Annotated in this window: 18 protein-coding genes; 9 read left to right on the top strand and 9 right to left on the bottom strand. The window is 72.8% G+C overall.

The genetic code is table 11. The annotated features are described in order from the left end of the window. The first annotated feature begins 224 nt into the window (after window positions 1-224). Window positions 225-380 carry a hypothetical protein gene (locus ACH01S_RS43340; protein ID WP_157406276.1) on the top strand — a complete coding sequence of 52 codons (156 nt, stop codon included), beginning with the start codon at window positions 225-227 and terminating at the stop codon, window positions 378-380. A 213-nt stretch (window positions 381-593) separates the two neighbouring features. Continuing rightward, window positions 594-2,105: an acyl-CoA dehydrogenase family protein gene (locus tag ACH01S_RS10735; RefSeq protein ID WP_083980542.1), complete on the top strand. Its 1,512-nt coding sequence runs from the start codon at window positions 594-596 to the stop codon at window positions 2,103-2,105. On the opposite strand, the gene ACH01S_RS10730 is transcribed toward ACH01S_RS10735, so the two are convergent. From ACH01S_RS10730 to ACH01S_RS10705, 6 genes are all read right to left on the bottom strand, one after another. Then, window positions 2,102-2,683 (bottom strand): GAF domain-containing protein, encoded by a 582-nt coding sequence (locus tag ACH01S_RS10730; protein WP_246236426.1) that lies wholly within the window; start codon window positions 2,681-2,683, stop codon window positions 2,102-2,104. The genes ACH01S_RS10735 and ACH01S_RS10730 overlap by 4 nt on opposite strands. Further along, a complete protein-coding gene (locus ACH01S_RS10725; protein WP_067888751.1) occupies window positions 2,680-3,327 on the bottom strand; it encodes a GTP-binding protein in 648 nt (215 codons plus the stop codon). The genes ACH01S_RS10730 and ACH01S_RS10725 overlap by 4 nt, the downstream gene beginning before the upstream one ends. Then, window positions 3,308-3,670 (bottom strand): DUF742 domain-containing protein, encoded by a 363-nt coding sequence (locus ACH01S_RS10720; protein WP_067888749.1) that lies wholly within the window; start codon window positions 3,668-3,670, stop codon window positions 3,308-3,310. The genes ACH01S_RS10725 and ACH01S_RS10720 overlap by 20 nt, the downstream gene beginning before the upstream one ends. Next, window positions 3,667-4,101 carry a roadblock/LC7 domain-containing protein gene (locus ACH01S_RS10715; protein ID WP_218010220.1) on the bottom strand — a complete coding sequence of 145 codons (435 nt, stop codon included), beginning with the start codon at window positions 4,099-4,101 and terminating at the stop codon, window positions 3,667-3,669. Before ACH01S_RS10715 ends, ACH01S_RS10720 begins: the two co-directional genes overlap by 4 nt. A 31-nt stretch (window positions 4,102-4,132) precedes the next feature. Further along, window positions 4,133-5,878 carry a sensor histidine kinase gene (locus ACH01S_RS10710; protein WP_083980541.1) on the bottom strand — a complete coding sequence of 582 codons (1,746 nt, stop codon included), beginning with the start codon at window positions 5,876-5,878 and terminating at the stop codon, window positions 4,133-4,135. Between the two features lie 219 nt (window positions 5,879-6,097). Then, the gene (locus tag ACH01S_RS10705) at window positions 6,098-6,760 is read right to left on the bottom strand and encodes a maltokinase N-terminal cap-like domain-containing protein (RefSeq protein WP_067888740.1); all 663 of its coding nucleotides are present in this window, start codon (window positions 6,758-6,760) and stop codon (window positions 6,098-6,100) included. Between the two features lie 103 nt (window positions 6,761-6,863). Here ACH01S_RS10705 and ACH01S_RS10700 point away from each other — a divergent pair, with 103 nt between their 5' ends. Then, window positions 6,864-8,360, top strand: a complete 1,497-nt coding sequence (locus tag ACH01S_RS10700; RefSeq protein WP_218010219.1) for a M20/M25/M40 family metallo-hydrolase — start codon at window positions 6,864-6,866, stop codon at window positions 8,358-8,360. Here the strand turns inward: ACH01S_RS10700 and ACH01S_RS10695 are convergent. After that, window positions 8,357-9,130 (bottom strand): TetR/AcrR family transcriptional regulator, encoded by a 774-nt coding sequence (locus ACH01S_RS10695; protein WP_067888737.1) that lies wholly within the window; start codon window positions 9,128-9,130, stop codon window positions 8,357-8,359. The genes ACH01S_RS10700 and ACH01S_RS10695 overlap by 4 nt on opposite strands. A gap of 141 nt (window positions 9,131-9,271) precedes the next feature. Here ACH01S_RS10695 and ACH01S_RS10690 point away from each other — a divergent pair, with 141 nt between their 5' ends. The 6 genes from ACH01S_RS10690 to ACH01S_RS10665 all read left to right on the top strand — a co-directional run bounded on the left by ACH01S_RS10690 (window position 9,272) and on the right by ACH01S_RS10665 (window position 14,685). Continuing rightward, window positions 9,272-10,240, top strand: coding sequence for an ATP-binding cassette domain-containing protein (locus ACH01S_RS10690; protein ID WP_067888734.1), 969 nt, complete (start codon window positions 9,272-9,274; stop codon window positions 10,238-10,240). Then, window positions 10,237-11,061 (top strand): ABC transporter permease, encoded by an 825-nt coding sequence (locus ACH01S_RS10685; RefSeq protein WP_067888731.1) that lies wholly within the window; start codon window positions 10,237-10,239, stop codon window positions 11,059-11,061. Before ACH01S_RS10690 ends, ACH01S_RS10685 begins: the two co-directional genes overlap by 4 nt. Before the next feature lie 108 nt (window positions 11,062-11,169). Continuing rightward, the gene (locus ACH01S_RS10680) at window positions 11,170-11,955 is read left to right on the top strand and encodes an SAM-dependent methyltransferase (RefSeq protein ID WP_067888729.1); all 786 of its coding nucleotides are present in this window, start codon (window positions 11,170-11,172) and stop codon (window positions 11,953-11,955) included. Between the two features lie 141 nt (window positions 11,956-12,096). Continuing rightward, window positions 12,097-12,888, top strand: coding sequence for an SAM-dependent methyltransferase (locus ACH01S_RS10675; protein WP_067888726.1), 792 nt, complete (start codon window positions 12,097-12,099; stop codon window positions 12,886-12,888). A 50-nt stretch (window positions 12,889-12,938) separates the two neighbouring features. Beyond that, window positions 12,939-14,030 (top strand): adenosine deaminase, encoded by a 1,092-nt coding sequence (locus tag ACH01S_RS10670; RefSeq protein WP_067888723.1) that lies wholly within the window; start codon window positions 12,939-12,941, stop codon window positions 14,028-14,030. Window positions 14,031-14,037: 7 nt separating this feature from the next. Then, window positions 14,038-14,685: a PH domain-containing protein gene (locus ACH01S_RS10665; protein ID WP_067888719.1), complete on the top strand. Its 648-nt coding sequence runs from the start codon at window positions 14,038-14,040 to the stop codon at window positions 14,683-14,685. Here ACH01S_RS10665 and ACH01S_RS10660 read toward each other — a convergent pair. Then, window positions 14,678-16,312 (bottom strand): phospho-sugar mutase, encoded by a 1,635-nt coding sequence (locus ACH01S_RS10660; RefSeq protein WP_067888716.1) that lies wholly within the window; start codon window positions 16,310-16,312, stop codon window positions 14,678-14,680. The genes ACH01S_RS10665 and ACH01S_RS10660 overlap by 8 nt on opposite strands. Beyond that, window positions 16,309-17,109: a purine-nucleoside phosphorylase gene (locus ACH01S_RS10655; protein WP_067888713.1), complete on the bottom strand. Its 801-nt coding sequence runs from the start codon at window positions 17,107-17,109 to the stop codon at window positions 16,309-16,311. The genes ACH01S_RS10660 and ACH01S_RS10655 overlap by 4 nt, the downstream gene beginning before the upstream one ends. Window position 17,110: the final 1 nt, after the last annotated feature.

Below are 17,110 nucleotides of genomic sequence, written 5' to 3'. Positions count from 1 at the left end.
TCTCGGATCGGCTCTAACGCGCGACCCCCGGACCCGTTGGGACCGATCCACGCCGGAAACTGCGCGTCATTTGTCAGGCGCCGTCCGCCGCGCGTTCCGTTGCCCCAACGAACCCGAAGGTCAGCGCGTTCCCAATGCCGCCGCGGCGGGCTTTCGGCGAATGGCGGAACTGGACAACGCAAACGGTTTACGATCAACTTTGTCCTGATGAAGGAGAGTCTCACGTGGCCGATGCGGCTGAGCTGCCAGGAGAGCCGTCCGCGGCGCGGCCCGCGCCCCTCGCGCCCGCCCGCGCGTCCGCCCACGCGCCCGCCGCGCCCGTCCCGCCCGCGCGCGTGCCCGCCCGCGCGGGCGACACCCTCGGATGCCCGTGCCGTTAGCACAAGACGCCGCCGGGGGATTGGCCGAATCCGGTTACGGTGAGCAAAACCTGTCTTGCACGTGGTGATGAGCCGGTTAACGATGACGTGAGAGTCTCAAACGGGAAGGAGGTTCGCATGGTCGGTTGTCTGTAGCGAATCGGACACGCTCATAGATCGCCGGAGTCCGACGACTTCCCCCGCACGACCCGCCGACCCGTGAGAGCGGACACCATGACGAACGTCCTTCAGACGATGTCCACCAGCGATTTCCTCGCCGGCATCGCAGCGATCGCCCCCCGGTTCGACACCGCGACCTACCCCCAGGAGAACCTCCCAGCCGACGACTGGACGCTGCTCACCCGAGCGGGCGTGCTCCTCCCGACGCTGCCGAAGGAGTACGGCGGCCGCGACAGCCATCAAGAAATGTGTCGGGTAGTAGAGACTTTGTCCGAATGGAACCTTCCGCTGGGCATGTACGTCACGGTCATCACGGGTGTGGCGTTGCGGCCCATCGCCCTCTGGGCGGGCGCCGAGGCCAAACGGGAGGTGCTGCCCCAGTACGCCGGCAGCGACCCCATGATCTGCGGGTTCGCCTCGACCGAACCCGGCTGCGGTTCCGCGATGTCGGGCATGACGACCACGTTCGAGGAGGTCGACGGGGGCTACCGGATCCGCGGCCGCAAGCACTGGCAGGCGTTCAGCAGCAGCGCGCACTGGTGGCTGGTCAGCGCGAAGAACGACCAGGGCGGCGAACGCGAGTACGGCTACTTCATCGTCAAGCGCAGCGAGGGTTTCCGCACCCTGCAGCCGTATGAGCCGCTCGGCCTCAAGGTCATCGACTACGGGCTGAACGAGATCGACGCGGTGATCCCCGAGCACCGGCGGATCCGCGCGGACGGCCGCAACCTGCGCCCCATGGTCGAGATGCTCATGGCGTCGCGGGCGATGATGGCGGCGATGGGCTGCGGGTTCCTGCGCCGCATCAGCCGCGAGGCGCACGCCTACGCCGACCGCCGCCGGATCGGGCCCGGCCCGCTGTCGGCGATCCGGTTCGCCCGGTACCGGCTGGCGGCGATCGACACGTCCTACGCCGTCTGCCAGGCGCTCAACCACTACCTCCAGACCGCGCTGGACATGAAGACCGACATGATCGGCGCGTTCCCCGCCGTCCAGGCGATCAAGACCGTCGCCACCGAGCGGATGCTCAGCGCCGCGGAGCACTACCAGCAGCTCGTCGGCGGCGAAGGGTACCGCTGCGAGTCGCCCACGAACATCTCCGCGCAGGCGTTCCTCGACGCCCGCGTCTACACGATCTTCGACGGCACCAACGACCTGCTCAGCCAGCAGCTCGCCGAGTACTGCCTCGCCCGGACGCCCGGACGCCCGCTCAGCGAGTACCTCGCGAACTGGGCGCTGACGGCCCCCGCCGTCGCCGCGCACCGCCTCGACCTGCGCTTCCTCGACGGCGAGCTGAGGCAGGAGCACCTCGTCCTCGCCGGTCGCGCGATCGCCTACGCGTTCGCGATCAGCCAGGTCATGCGGTGGGCCGCCGAGACCGGGGCCGACGTCGACCGGGCCCGCGCGGCGATGGAGTTCCTCAAGGCGGACATCGCCGGTGTCGAGACGGAGTTCGGCCTGCTCGCCGCGGGCGTGCTCGACGCCAAGGACGGCGTCCCCGCGTCCCCGGACGAACCGCCGTTCTCACGTTCCATCCCGATGCCCGCGGAGGCGTCGCGGTACTAGGGAAGCAGCTCCTCGCGGCGGCGGATCAGCTGGACGAGATCCGCCGCCCTTTCCTTGATCAGGTGCAGGCCGGGGTGGCCCCACGGGCGGGGCTCGCTGTCGACGATGCAGATCGTCCCGAGGGTGGTGCCGGTGTGGTCGATGAGGGGGGCGCCGACATAGGTCCGGATGCCGAGCTTGTCGACGACCGGGTTCCCCGCGAACCTCGGGTAGTCGCACACGTCGTCCAGGACGAGGGCCTTGCGCCGGACCACCACGTGCGGGCAGTAGCCGTGGTCGAGCGGCACCTCCCGGCCGAGCTGGACGGCGCCGCCCGCGTCGGAGCCGGGCGCGGGCGGGGCGTAGAGCCCGGCGAGGAACTGCCGGTCGGTGACGAAGTTGACCATCGCGAACGGGGCCTGGTCGGTGTCGGCGAGCCGCCGCGCGGCCTCGGCCAGCTCGCGGGCGAACGCGTCGAACTCGGGGTCGGGCGCCTGCCCGAGGCCGAGCTCGCGCAGCCGCGTCACCCGCTGCGGCATCTCGTGGTCGTCGGGGGTGAGCAGGTGGCCGGGCGGCTCGAACAGCGGTTCGTGGATCACGGGGCATCTCCCTGTGCGGCGGGGACGGCGGTGTCGGCGGCGGCGGGTTCGCTGGCGGAAGGGTCGGCGGCTTCGGACGGGACTGTGCTCAGCAGGTGCCGGATCAGCGACTGCAGCACCGAGATCGCGGACCGGCGGTCGCGCGCGTCGCACAGGACGATCGGCACCCGCTGGTCGAGTTCGAGCGCGGCCCGGACCTCGTCGGGCTCGTAGCGGAACGCGCCGTCGAACTCGTTCACCGCGACGAGGAAGCGCAGCCCCCGGCTCTCGAAGAAGTCGACGGCCTCGAAGCACGCCTCAAGGCGGCGGGTGTCGGCCAGCACGACGGCGCCGAGCGCGCCCGCGGACAGCTCGTCCCACAGGAACCAGAAGCGCTCCTGGCCCGGCGTCCCGAACAGGTAGAGGACGATCCCGTGCAGGCTGATCGTGATCCGGCCGAAGTCGAGCGCGACGGTGGTCGTGGACTTCTTCTCGACGCCGCCGAGGTCGTCGATGCCGACGCTCGCCGTGGTGATGAGCTCCTCGGTGCTGAGCGGCTCGATCTCGCTGGCCGCGCCGACGAACGTCGTCTTCCCCACGCCGAAGCCGCCGGCGATCAGGATCTTGACCTGAGTGGGGAACACCTCAGGCTCGTTGTAGGCCATCGAGCAGCTTCTCCAATAGGTCTCGGTCGGTGAGTTCCGCCGCGGGCCGCGGCGCTTGGCTGGTCATCGCCCGGCAGCTCACCAGGTCGGCGAGGAGAACCTTCGTGACCGCCACCGGAAGCCCCAGGTACGCCGACACCTCGGCGACGGAGGTGGGAGCGCGGCAGAGGTCGAGCGCCTTCTCGTGCTCCAGGTCGAGGCCGGCGGGACGCGGCCCGGTCGCCACGACTAACGAGAGCAGGTCGAGCCGGACGGCGGGCCGGGTGCGCCCCGCGATCACCGCGTACGGGCGCACCAGCCGTCCGGCGTCGTCGTCGAGCCAGAGCTCGTCGCCGGTGGTCATGACGTCCGGTCGGCCCGGCCGGTCGCGGCGGCCGGGCGGGCCGCGGTGTCCAGGAAGGGCCGGACGGACTTGATCAGCCGGGCCATCTCGAAGCCGACGACGGCGGGGTCGGCGTCCGCCCGCGCGAGCACCGCCAGCACCGAGTTGAACCCGGCCCACGCGATGAAAAGCTGGCTCTCCTTCAGCTCGGCGACCACCTGCCGGACGTCGTTGCTGCCGTCGAACTTCGTGCCCGCGCTGCGCGCTATGGAGAAAAGCCCGGACGCGAGCGCCGCGAACTGCTCCGCGGTGGCGCGGTCGAAGCCGTCGGAGGCCTTCAGCATGCCGTCCGAGGACAGCAGCACGCTGCCCCGGATGACCGGAACCTCCTCGCCAAGCCCCCGCAACAGCCAAGCAAGATCCTGGGACTGGTTCGGGGAGACAGCACTCAATGGACGCTCCTTCATCGCTTGTGGTGTTCCGTCAACCCGTCGTGCCGGCGTCGTCGTCGGCACCGTCACTCTCCTGGGCGCCGCGGACACCTCGCTTGAAGGCGGCCATCAGCCCGGGGTTGTGCTCGATCTCCTGATCGTCCTGCTGCGGCGTGGGCGGGTTCTGCAGTTCGGGGGCGAGGCTCGCCTGCGCCTGGCGGCGCGGCAGCTCGGGGCGCGCGCCGGTCGGCGCCTGCGGGGCCGCGCCCGCCCCGGCGGCGGGACGGTCCGGCCGGCCGAGCCGCTCGGGCCGCGCGGGCTGCCGGGGCCGCGCGGGCGGCGGCTCGGTCGCGAGGGGGCCGCGCCCGCCCGGGACGGGCCGGGCCGCCGTCGCGCCGTCGCGCTCGCGGCCCGCGTCGTCGACGTCCAGCAGCGAACCGGCGAGGGACGCGGTGGGCGGCGGCGCGGACAGCGGCGCGCCCGCGGCGGCGGGGACGGCCGCGGTCTTGGCGGGCGCCCGCGTCTCGGACTCGTCGGTCTCGACGCCGACCAGCTCGTTCGGCACGACGACGACGGCCTGCGTCCCGCCGTAGAGGTTGCCCTGCAACTGGACGCGCACGCCGTGCCGCCGGGCCAGCGCGGAGACGACGAGGAGGCCGATGCGCCCCTCCTGCAGCAGCTCGCTGGAGTCGACGTCGGCGGAGTCGGCCAGCAGCTCGTTCAGGCGGTGCCGCTCCTGCGGGGGGATGCCGAGGCCGCGGTCCTCGACCTCGACGGCGAGGCCGGCGGCGACCGGCCCGACGCGGATGAGCACCTGCGTCTGCGGCGGCGCGAACCGGGTGGCGTTCTCGATCAGCTCGGCGAGCAGGTGGACGATGTCGGCGACGGCGCCGCCGTGCAGCGTCCCCTCGACCGGCGGGACGACCTTGACGCGGTTGTAGTGCTCGACCTCGGCGATCGCGGAGCGCAGCACCTCGTAGACGGTCACCGGCCTGCTCCACTGGCGGCGGGACGCGGCGCCGCCGATCACCGCGAGGCTCTCGGCCTGGCGGCGCATGCGGGTGCTGAGGTGGTCGACCTTGAACAGCCCCTTGAGGAGGTCGGGGTCTTCCACCTGGTTCTCCAGCTCGTCGAGGCCCTTGATGGTGCGGTGGGCGAGCGACTGCATCCGGCGGGCGAGGTTGACGAACACGTCGACGCGCTGGTCGGCGTGCGCGCCGGACGCGCCGCCCGCCGTCTCCAGGACGGCGTTCCACGCCTCGCCCTGCGCCTTGCGCAGCTCGTGCGCGAGCCGCAGGAAGGGGTCGCCGGTGTCGACGGAGGGCGTGTCGTCGATGTGCGGCGCGACCGCCTCGCCCGATTTGACCCGCTCGGCCAGTTCGCGGAGCCCGTGCCTGCCGCGCGCGATCAGCAGCCACAGCTCGCCGAGCCGCCGCTGCACGTCCTCGCGCTCGCGGACGGACAGCATGGCGTGGTACCGGTGCACCCTGCGGGTCGCGACGTCCGCCGAGTACGCGGCGGCGCCGAGGGCGAGCACGGCGCCCGCCGCTGCGGCGATCAGGACGAGCTGCGTCGTCCGCGTGACGGTGTCGGCCGTGTAGAGGACGGCCGCCGCGACGAGCCCGAGCACCGCGACCACGGCCGCCGGGAGGACGGAGATGCACAGGTGGAGGCCGCGCACGCTGCTCTCGCGACGGGCCCCGCCGCCCTCGCGGTGGGTTCCGCGGGACGGGGTCCCGCCGTGTCGCCGGACGTCCCGGCGCTCGGCACCGGCAGCAGTTTCGGAAAAGTCAGGCATCGGCGTCCTCGGTGCGATCGACGACGGGCACATTTGCTGAGGAATGCATACGCGGCAGGTACAGTCCGTATCCAGGCTGACACAGTGTTCGATCGTGTAAGTACGGATCGCCGAAATTGGGGATAAACAGGCGCTCTGCCGTGCTGGCTGTCCATCTACGCCCAATTTGTCCGAAAATTATGGCGGTCTTGTCCTAAAGGGGGAGCGGCTCGGCGGCGGTCAGCCGGCCGCCGGGGCGAGGACGGCGAACGTCCCGCGCGCCTGGTCGCCGCCCGGCGGGCGCCATGCCGCCTCGACCCGTCCGAGGGCGCCGGCCGGGGCCGCGCCGCCCGGCGCCAGCGCGCGGGCGAGCTTGATCGTCAACGGGCCGCGCGGGTCGGTCTCGACGTGGACGTCGGTGCCGTCCGGGGTGCTCGTGACCTTCGTCAGGGCGGCCAGAGTGAGGACGGCGTCTCCCGTGTAATGGCTGGTCACAGACGGTTCCCGGGTGTCGCTCTTGGTCTGGTGCTGCGGTTCGGCGCGGCCCTGCAGCAGGGCGATCAGCTCCCCGGCGAGGACGGGGTCGTGCGCGCCGTCGTAGACCCAGCGCCGTCCCAGCACGCCGTGCTCCGCCGTGCCGACGAGCCCGTCGGCGGCGCCGTCCAGCGGCGCGCCGCGGTAGCTCAGCGGGACGTGGTAGGAGACCGGACGGCCGCCGGAGGCGTCGGTGACCACCATGAACTCCATCCCGACCTCGCCGTCCGGGTCGTCCAGACGGAAACCACCGGCCCTGCTCAGCTCGGGCCCGCCCGCATTTTTCGTGTACCAAGGCTGCGCGGGGAGCCATGCGGCGAGGAGTTCCAACTTGCCGGGGGACAACGTGGTCTCGTGGATGACGGCCATAGGCCCGAACCTATCGGCCGCGCGCAATTCTCGACACCGGCGACCCCCCATCGCTGTCGCCTCTCGTCCTGGACACGGCGGTGATTGCGAGAAGGATCAATTTGTGACCTCCAACACATCCCCCGCCGAGCCCGCCGAGCCCACCGCCGCCGGAGCCAGCCGGAGATCGTTCCTGTCCCTGTCGGCGGCGGCGACCGCCGTCACCGCGGCGGCGGCCGGGACCGGCGCCGCGCTGACCGCCGCCGCCCCCGCGTCCGCCCCCGCGTCCGCCGCCGCCGGACCCGGCCCGAGCTGGCCGGACGGCCCCGGCAGGCCCGCCGCCGACCAGCCGCCGGACGCCGGGCTGCGCGCCCTGCTGCGCGAGATCGACCCGGACCGCGTCGAGGCGACCGTCCGGACGCTGGTCGGGTTCGGCACGCGGCACACGCTGTCCGTCCAGGACGATCCGGAGCGCGGCATCGGCGCGGCCCGCGACTGGATCCTCGGCGAGATGAACCGCTACGCCGAGGCGTCCGGCGGACGGATGAAGGCCGAGCTCCAGTCGTACGTCCAGGAGCCCGCGACGCGCATTCCCGTCCCGACGCGCATCACGAACGTGGTCGCGACGCTGCGCGGGTCGGCGTCCCCGGACCGGATCTACGTGGTGTCCGGGCACTACGACTCGCGCGTGACCGACGTCATGGACGCCACCTCGTTCGCGCCCGGGGCGAACGACGACGCGTCCGGCGTGGCGGTCGTGATGGAGCTGGCGCGGGTGATGGCGAAGCGCCGTCCGAAGGCGACCATCGTGTTCACGGCGGTCGCGGGGGAGGAACAGGGCCTCTACGGCTCGCGGCACCAGGCGAAGCTGTACCGGGCCGCGAAGGCCGACGTGCAGGCCATGTTCACCAACGACATCGTCGGCAGCAGCACGGCCGACGACGGCACCCGCGACCCGCGCTCGCTGCGGCTGTTCGCGGAGGGCGTCCCGACCGCCGAGACGCCGCGGCAGGGCGAGACGCGGCGCTCGGTCGGCGGCGAGAACGACTCGCCCGCCCGGCAGCTCGCGCGGTTCGTCGCGTCGGTCGCCGGGCCGCGCGTCACCGGCATGAACGTCCGGACGATCTACCGCCGCGACCGCTACCTGCGCGGCGGCGACCACATCGGCTACCTGGAGCAGGACTACCCGGCCGCCCGCTTCACCGAGCCGAACGAGAACTTCGACCACCAGCACCAGGACGTCCGCGTCGAGAACGGCAAGCGGTACGGCGACCTGCCCGAGTTCTGCGACTTCGACTTCGTCGCGCGGGTCGCGAAGGTGAACGCCGCCGCGCTGTGGTCGCTGGCCCAGGCGCCGGGGACGCCGAAGAACGTCCGCGTCCTGACCGCGCGGCTCACCAACGACACCGACCTCGCCTGGGACCGGGGCCCCGAACCCGACCTCGCCGGTTACGAGGTCGTCTGGCGGGAGACCACCAGCCCCGACTGGACGCACGTCATCCCCGTCGGGGACGTCACCGGCGTCACGATCGACCTGTCGAAGGACAACGTGTTCTTCGGCGTCCGCGCCGTCGACCGGGACGGGCACCGCAGCCCCGTCGCGTTCCCCGTCCCCGCCTAGGGCTCCCTGCCCAGGTGGGACGCGCTCAGGTGGGACGCGAAGCCGTCGTGGAGGCGCTCAAGGCCGAACTCGAAGAGGTCTTCGTAGGAGAAGTCGAAGGTGTCCATGGGGAGGTCGGCCATGGTGGGGAACGCGCCGCTGTTCAGGGCGTCCACCAGGGTCGGCTCCTGGGCGCGCCAGAACTCCTCGTTGCTGACGCCCGTGCGCGCCTCCGCGCGGCGCTCGTTGATGTAGCGGCGCGCGACGCCCTCCACGTAGTCGTTCTGCGCGCTGATCATCATCATCAGCGTCCGGTCCGGGACGCCGCTCGGACGTAGCCGGGCGAGGAGCCGGTCCAGGCCGCGCAGCCCGTTCGGGCCGAGCAGCGGGCGGCTCTGGTCGACGAACGGGTACCAGGGGTGGTCGAGGCAGAGCCGCCAGTGGCGGCGGGCCCCGGCGGCGAGGATCTCGCGCCAGCCCGACGCCCCCTCCGCGAGCGGCTCGGCGACGTCGCTGACGTGGTCGAGCATGAGGTCGAGCAGCTCGCTCTTGCCGGGGACGTAGCGGTACAGCGTCATCGTCCCGACGCCGAGGTGCGTGGCGATGCACCGCATGGACAGCGCGTCGAGCCCCTCCTTGGCGGCCAGCTCGTCGGCGACCTCGACGGCGGCGGCGACGATCCGGTCGAGGGTGAGGCCGGGCGGGCGGCCGCGCGGCGGGCGGGCCCGGTCGCCCCACAGCAGCTTGAGGCTCCGTCCGAGGTCGCGGTCCGCGCCGTTCTCCGTGGTCATCGTCCGTCCTGCCGTTCCCGTGCGCTCCCCAGCGGGACGCGCCTGACTCGACGCTACAACCCCGTCCCGGCGGGCCGCCGACCGCACTTCGGGTATGGTGTACGCTAATTTGCGTATGGCATACCCGAAATGGAGGCGGCCATGCCGGACAACGCGATCCTCGCCACGGGGGTCCGCAAGAACTACGGGACGAAACACGCCCTCGACGGCTTCGACCTCGCCGTGCCCGCGGGCATGGTCTACGGCCTGCTCGGGCCCAACGGCGCGGGGAAGACGACGGCCGTCCGGATCCTGAGCACGCTCGTCCGGCTGGACGGCGGCCGCGCCGAGGTCGCCGGGATCGACGTCGCCGCGCGGCCGCGCGAGGTCCGGCGGCGGATCGGCCTCGCCGGGCAGCACGCCGCGCTCGACGAGGTCCTCACCGGACGGCAGAACCTGCGCATGTTCGGCCGCCTGTTCCACCTCGGCAAGCGCCGCGCGGCGGCCCGCGCCGAGGAGCTGCTGGAGCGGTTCGACCTGGTGGAGGCCGCCGACAAGGGGATCAAGGAGTACAGCGGCGGGATGCGGCGGCGGCTCGACCTCGCGGCCAGCATGATCCTCGCGCCGGACGTCCTGTTCCTGGACGAGCCGACCACCGGCCTCGACCCGCGCGGCCGGAACGAGGTGTGGGACGCCGTCCGCTCCCTCGTCGCGCAGGGCACGACCGTCCTGCTGACGACGCAGTACCTGGACGAGGCCGACCAGCTCGCCGGGCGGATCGCCGTCCTCGACAAGGGCCGGGTCATCGCGGACGGCCCGCCCGAGTCGCTGAAGCGGCTCATCGGCGGCGACCGGATCGAGGTCGTGGTGCGCGACCCGGCGAGCCTGCCCGCGACGGCGGCCGTCGTCGCGCGGGTCGCGTCCGCCGAGCCCCGGGTCGAGGAGGCGGCGGGACGCGTCCACGCGCCGGTCGCCGACCGGGTCGCCGCGCTGACCGAGGTCGCCCGCACGCTCCAGGACGACGGCGTCGACGTGGAGGACATCGGGCTCCGCCGCCCCACCCTGGACGAGGTGTTTCTCCAGCTCACCGGCCACAAGACCGACGAGGAGAAGGAAGAGGTGCGCGCGTGACGACGCAGACCAGGGCGGAGGAGGGCGCGGCCGCGCGGCTCTACTGGGCCGCCGCCGACTGCTGGACGATCGTCCTGCGCGGCCTGACGCACTATGTCCGGCAACCGTCCAACCTCGCCTGGCAGCTCGGCTTTCCGATCGTGTCCGTGCTGCTGTTCGGGTACGTGTTCGGCAGCGCGATGTCGGTGCCGGGCGGCGGCGACTACCGCGAGTTCCTCATGCCGGGCATGTTCGGGATGACCATGGCGATGGGGTTCATGAACACCGCGTACGTGGTCGTCTACGACAGCGCGCGCGGGGTCACCGACAGGTTCCGGTCGATGCCGATGTCGCCGTCCGCCGTCGTCACCGGGCGCGGCGTCGGCGACCTGATCGGCGCGAGCCTCGACCTGGTCGTGCTGGCGCTGACCGCGCTCGCGGTCGGCTGGCGGTCCAGCGGCGGGGTGCTCGACACGCTCGCCGCGTTCGGCCTGCTCCTGCTGCTGCGCTTCGCGCTCATCTGGATCGGCGTGCTGCTCGGCCTGCTGGTGCCGAACGAGGAGGCGGCCGGGAGCCTGTTCGCGGTCGCGTTCCCGTTCGCGATGATCTCCAGCGCGTTCGTGGCGCCGTCCCTCATGCCGGACTGGCTCGGCGCGGTGGCGCGGTGGAACCCGGTGTCCTCGACGGTGACGGCGTCCCGCGGGTTGTTCGGGAACCCGGCGGCGGTCGGCGGCACCTGGGTCGAGCAGCACGCCCTGCTGATGTCGGTGGTCTGGCCGATCGCGATCACGGCGGTGTTCCTGCCGCTGGCCGTCCGGCGCTACCAGCGGCTGAGCCGCTGACCCGGGGGCCGGGATGGCCGGACCCGGCGGGAACGTTCCGCCGCGCCGCGGCGGGTGCGAGGATCGGGCGCGACCGATCTTGAAAACGCTTCGCGAAAGGGCCCGCGCATGGCACCCTCCCCGGACTTCGACACCTCCGTCGCGCACCCCGCCCGGGTGTACGACTACTGGCTCGGCGGGACGGACAACTTCCCCGCCGACCGGGAGCTCGGGGACGCGATGATCCGGGCCATCCCGGCCCTCCCGTCGATGGCGCGGGCGAACCGGTCGTTCATGGAGCGGGTGACGCGGCACCTGGTGGAGTCGGGCGTCACGCAGTTCCTCGACATCGGCAGCGGCATCCCGACGTCGCCGAACCTGCACGAGATCGCGCAGGGGATCGACCCGTCCGTCCGGGTCGTCTACGTCGACAACGACCCGCTCGTCGCGGAGCAGGCCCGCGCGATGCTCGCGGACGTGCCGGGCGTGGGCTACGTCCACGGCGACCTGACCGAGCCGGAGTCGATCCTCGCGGACCCGCTGCTCGCCGGGACGCTCGACCTGACCCGGCCGGTCGCGCTGATGGTCGTCGCGCTGCTCATGTACTTCCCGCCCGAGCTGGCGCCGGAGCGGTGGGTCGCGACGCTGTTCGACGCGCTCCCGGCCGGGAGCAGGCTGGCGATCTCGCACCCGACCGCCGACTTCGACCCGGAGGCGGTCGCCGCCGCGAACGCGGCGGCCAACGCGGCGGGCATCCCGCTCGTCTCCCGGACGCGGGAGGAGTTCGCCGCCCTGTTCGGTGCGGCGACGCTGCTCGACCCGGGCGCGGTGCCGCTCGCGGCCTGGCGCCCCGACACGCCTCCGGCCGACCCGCGCGAGGTCTACTACTACGCGGGCCTCGGCGGCAAGGACTGACCCGGCGGGGGCGGGGCGACCCCCGGGTGGGACGGACGGGGCGGAACGGGCGAAAGGTGTGTATCGGGCTAATGATGGTGGGATGATCGTGCCGACCGGAACCGGATGGCACGGCGTCCGAGGCGATGGCGAGGTTGGGCGATGGCGGGCTCACTGGGACTGAACACCTCCGTCGCCCACGAGGCCCGGGTGTACGACTACTGGCTCGGCGGCAAGGACAACTACGCCGCCGACCGCGACCTCGGGGACGCCATGACCGAGGCGATCCCGCGGCTGCCGCTGATGGCGCGCGCCAACCGGGCGTTCATGCACCGCCTCGTCCGGCACGTCGTCGCCGAGGGCGTCACGCAGTTCCTCGACATCGGGACGGGCATCCCGACGTCGCCGAACCTGCACGAGGTGGCGCAGTCGCTCGTCCCGTCCTCGCGGGTCGTGTACGTCGACAACGACCCGCTCGTGCTGGCGCACGCCCGCGCGCTGATGACCAGCGACCCGGCGGGCGCCACCGCCTACGTCCACGCCGACCTCACCGACCCGGACTCGATCCTCGCCGACCCGCTGCTCGAACAGACCCTCGACCTGGCCGAGCCGGTCGCGCTGACGCTGGTCGCGGTGCTGATGTACTTCACCGACGAGCAGCGTCCCGAGCGGTGGGTGGCGCGGCTGGCGGACGCGCTCGCGCCCGGCAGCCTCATCGCCGTCTCCCACCCGACCGGTGACTTCGACCCGCCCGCCGTCGAGGCGGCGGTGCGGGCCGCGCGCGCGGCCGGGATCACGCTCGTGTGCCGCGACCGGGCGGGGTTCGAGGCGCTGTTCGGCGGGGCGACGCTGCTGGAGCCGGGCGTCGTGCCGCTGGCGGCCTGGCGTCCCGACACACCCCCGGACGACCCGCGCGGCACCTACTACTACGCCGGGCTAGCCCGCAAGGACTGAGCCGGTCGCGGCGCCGGTCGCGGTGCCGGCGGCGGAGGTAGATTCGGGGGATGAACGTTCGGCCGACCCTCGACGACGTCCGGCGCGCCCCGAAGGTGCTCCTGCACGACCACCTCGACGGCGGGGTGCGGCCCGAGACCGTCATCGACCTGGCGCGCGAGTCCGGCTACCCGGACCTCCCGACCACGGACCCCGACGGCCTGCGCGCGTGGTTCGAGGACGCGTCCAACTCCGGGTCGCTGGAACGCTACCTGGAGACGTTCACCCACACGGTCGGGGTGATGCAGTCCGCCGAGGCGCTGGCGCGCGTGGCGTACGAGTGCGGGCAGGACCTCGCGGCGGACGGGATCGTCTACGCCGAGGTCCGGTTCGCGCCCGAGCAGCACCTGCGGGCGGGGCTGACGCTGGAGCAGGTCGTCGAGGCCGTCCTGGACGGCTTCGCCCGCGCCCGCCGCGACCTGGGCATCCGCGTCGGGACGCTCGTCACCGCCATGCGGCACCAAGCGCGGTCGAGGGAGATCGCGGAGCTGGCCGTCCGGTACCGGGACGCGGGCGTCGTCGGCTTCGACATCGCGGGCGCCGAGGCCGGGTACCCGCCCACCCGCCACCTGGACGCCTTCGAGTACCTCCAGCGGGAGAACGCGCACTTCACCATCCACGCGGGCGAGGGGTTCGGGCTGCCGTCGATCTGGCAGGCGATCCAGTGGTGCGGCGCCGACCGGCTCGGGCACGGCGTCCGGATCATCGACGACATCGACGTCACGGGCGGCGAGGCGCGGCTCGGACGGCTCGCCGACTACGTGCGGGACAAGCGGATCCCGCTGGAGATGTGCCCGACGTCCAACATCCAGACGGGCGCGGCGAAGTCGATCGCGGAGCATCCGATCGGGCTGCTGCGGCGGCTGAGCTTCCGCGTCACCGTGAACACCGACAACCGGCTGATGAGCGGCACGTCCCTGTCACGGGAGTTCGCGAAGCTGATCGACGCGTTCGGCTACGGCTGGGACGACCTCCAGTGGTTCACCGTCAACGCGATGAAGTCGGCGTTCGCGCCGTTCAACGAGCGGCTCGAACTGATCAACGGGGTGATAAAGCCCGGTTTCGCGCAGCTCAAGTGGAGCGGCGCCAGGCCCCTGGCATGATCGTGCCATGACCATTCGTTCCACCGGCGGGCGCGTCGCGGCGTACGCGTGGCTGGTGTTCGCCGTGCTCAACCTCGTCGACATCGTGTTCGGCGTCACCGGCGACGCCAAGTTCTCCGCGAACACGGTCGGCCTCGGCGCCGTGCTGCTGCTCGGCTGCGGCGTCGCGTACACGGTCGGGCTGCGTCCGGCGATCATCGGGGACGACGACGGGATCGTGCTCCGCAACCCGCTGCGGGACGTCCGCGTGCCGTGGGCGGCGGTCCGCCGGATCGAGGGCGGCCACGTGCTGACCGTGAGCTACACCGGCGCCGACGGGACGGAGACCGCGTCCCGCGCCTGGGTGCACCAGACGTCGCCGCGCGCCCAGGCGAAGGCGGACGCGCGGGCCCGCAGGGAGCAGACCGGCGGCCAGCGCCACGGCGCCGACCTGCGCGGCCGGACCCCGACCCGGTACGCGGCGCAGCAGCTCAACGAGATGCGCGACCGGCTGCGGCCGAAGACCCGCTCGGGCGCGCCCGACAAGGCGGCGGCCGCCGAGGCCGAGGCCGGGGACGCCCACGGAACGGTCACCTGGTCGGTCCCGGCGCTGGCGTCCCTGGCCGTCCCGGCGGTGGCGCTGATCGTCGTCGTGGTCGTGTCGAGCGTCAGGTGAGGGCGGCGGAGACGTCGGCGCGGAGGGCGTCCAGGTCGGTTTTCGCGTGCGCGCGGGCCGCCGTGACGTCGTTCCCGGCGGGGTGGACGACTTCCAGGTAGCACTTGAGTTTGGGTTCGGTTCCGGAGGGGCGGATGACGACCCGGGCGCCTCTGGCCAGGTGGAACCTGAGCCCGTTGGTGGGTGGTAGGCCGTTCGAGCCGTGGGCGAGGTCGTCGAGCGACTCGACGGCGCGCCCGCCGAGCCGGGTCGGGGGATTGGCGCGTAGCCGGGTCATCGCCGCCGTGATCATCGACGGGTCCTGGGCCCGGATGGAGACCTGTGTGGTGGCGTGTAGGCCGTATTGGCGGGCTTGGTCGTCCAGGAGGTCGGGCAGGGTGCGGCCGTCGCGGTGGGCCTGGGTGGCGAGTGCGGTGATGGCGAGTGCGGCGCTGATGCCGTCTTTGTCGTTGACCAGGACGCCTCGGTCGTCGCCCACGCTGTAGCCGAGTGCTTCTTCGTATCCGAACACCATCCGGTCGAAGGGCCGGGCGGCGCGCTTGATCCATTTGAAGCCGGTGAGTGTCTCGGCGTATCGGACGCCGTGCGCGGCGGCGATGGCGCGTAGCAGCGAGGACGACACGATCGTTGTGACGAGGAGGCGGTCGTCGCCGGTGGTGTGGCGGAGGATGTGTTCGGCGAGCAGGCCGCCGAGTTCGTCGCCGGTCAGTGTCCGCCAGCCGCCCTTGTCGGGGATGGCGATGGCGCAGCGGTCGGCGTCTGGGTCGTTGGCGATCACCAGGTCCGCGCCGCGCTCGCGGGCCAGCGCCAGCGCGAGGTCGAGCGCGCCGGGCTCCTCCGGGTTCGGGAACGCGACGGTCGGGAAGTCGGGGTCGGGTTCGGCCTGTTCGGGCACGACGATCGGGGCCGGGAACCCGGCCTGGTCGAACGCGGCGAGCAGGACGTCGCGCCCCACCCCGTGCAGCGGGGTGTAGACGATGGACAGGTCGCTGTCACCGGTGAAGCCGAGGCGCAGGGACGACACCGCGTCCAGGTAGAGGGTGGTGGTGTCGTGGACGGGCCAGCCTTCGCCCAGCGGCAGCTCGTCGACGCGTCCGACCGCGTCGATGGCGGCGGAGATCTCCGCGTCCGTCGGCGGGACAATCTGCGCCCCGTCCGCCCAGTACACCTTGTAGCCGTTGTCGCGGGGCGGGTTGTGACTGGCCGTCACCATCACCCCCGCCACCACGTCATCGAAGCTCTTCGTGAAGTGCGCCAGGACGGGCGTCGGCACCGGCTCGGCGAACACCTCGGGACGCAGCCCGGCCCCGCTGAGCACGGCCGCCGTGTCGGCGGCGAACCGGCGCGAGCCGTGCCGCGCGTCGAACCCGACGATCACCCGGCCGCCGGGGGGCAGGCAGGCGGCCAGGCCCGCCGCCGCACGCATCACCGTGACCCGGTTCATCCGATTCGGACCAGCGCCCAGCTCGCCGCGCAGCCCCGCCGTCCCGAACTCCAGCCGCGCGCCGAACCGGTCGGCGAGCGCGCCATCGTCGCCCGCCTCCAGAATGGCCCGCAGCTCGGCGCGGGTGCCGGGGTCGGGGTCCTGCGCGAGCCAGTCCCCGGCCCGCGCCCGCAGGTCGCTCACAGCTTCCCCAGCACGGTCGCCAGCAGGGCCCCCATCCGCCCGGCCGACGCACGTCCCGCCGCCAGGACCTCCTGGTGGTCGAGCGGCTCGCCCGCCAGGCCCGCCGCGATGTTGGTGACCAGCGACACGCCCAGGACGTCGGCGCCGCCGCGCCGCGCCGCGATCGTCTCCAGCACGGTCGACATGCCGACCATGTCCGCACCCAGCGTGCGCAGCATCCTGATCTCGGCAGGCGTCTCATACGACGGCCCGCGCAACGCCGCATACACCCCTTCCGACAGCGTCGGGTCGACCTCCCTGGCGAGCGCGCGGAGCCGTCCGGAGTAGGCCTCGGTCAGATCCAGGAACGACGCCCCGGACAGCGGGTTGGCCCCCGACAGGTTCAGGTGGTCGGCGATCAGCACCGGCTCCCCGACCTTCTGGTGCTCGGGCCGCAGCCCGCCCGCCGCGTTCGTCAGCACCACCGTCGTGACCCCGGCGGCCAGCGCCGTCCGGACGGGGTGCGCGACCGCGTCCACGCCGCGCCCCTCGTACAGGTGCGTCCGGCCGAGGAAGACCAGAGCGCGGCGGCCGGATACCTCCAAGACACGGACACGCCCGGCATGCCCCTCGACGGCGGGCGGCGCGAACCCGGGCAGCTCGGCGAAGGCCAGCTCGGCGGCCGGGGAACCGAGCGCGTCCGCGGCCGGAACCCAGCCCGAACCCATCACCAAAGCGACGTCGAATGAGTCGACCGACGTGCGGCTACGCAGCTCGTCCGCGGCCTCCCGCGCCAGTGCGAAAGCGTCTTTGCTCACA

The organism is Actinomadura chibensis NBRC 106107 (genome assembly GCF_001552135.1).
GTDB classification, from domain to species: domain Bacteria; phylum Actinomycetota; class Actinomycetes; order Streptosporangiales; family Streptosporangiaceae; genus Spirillospora; species Spirillospora chibensis.
The sequence above is the reverse complement of the archived record's forward strand: the minus strand, read 5'-3'. Positions and strand labels throughout refer to the sequence as shown.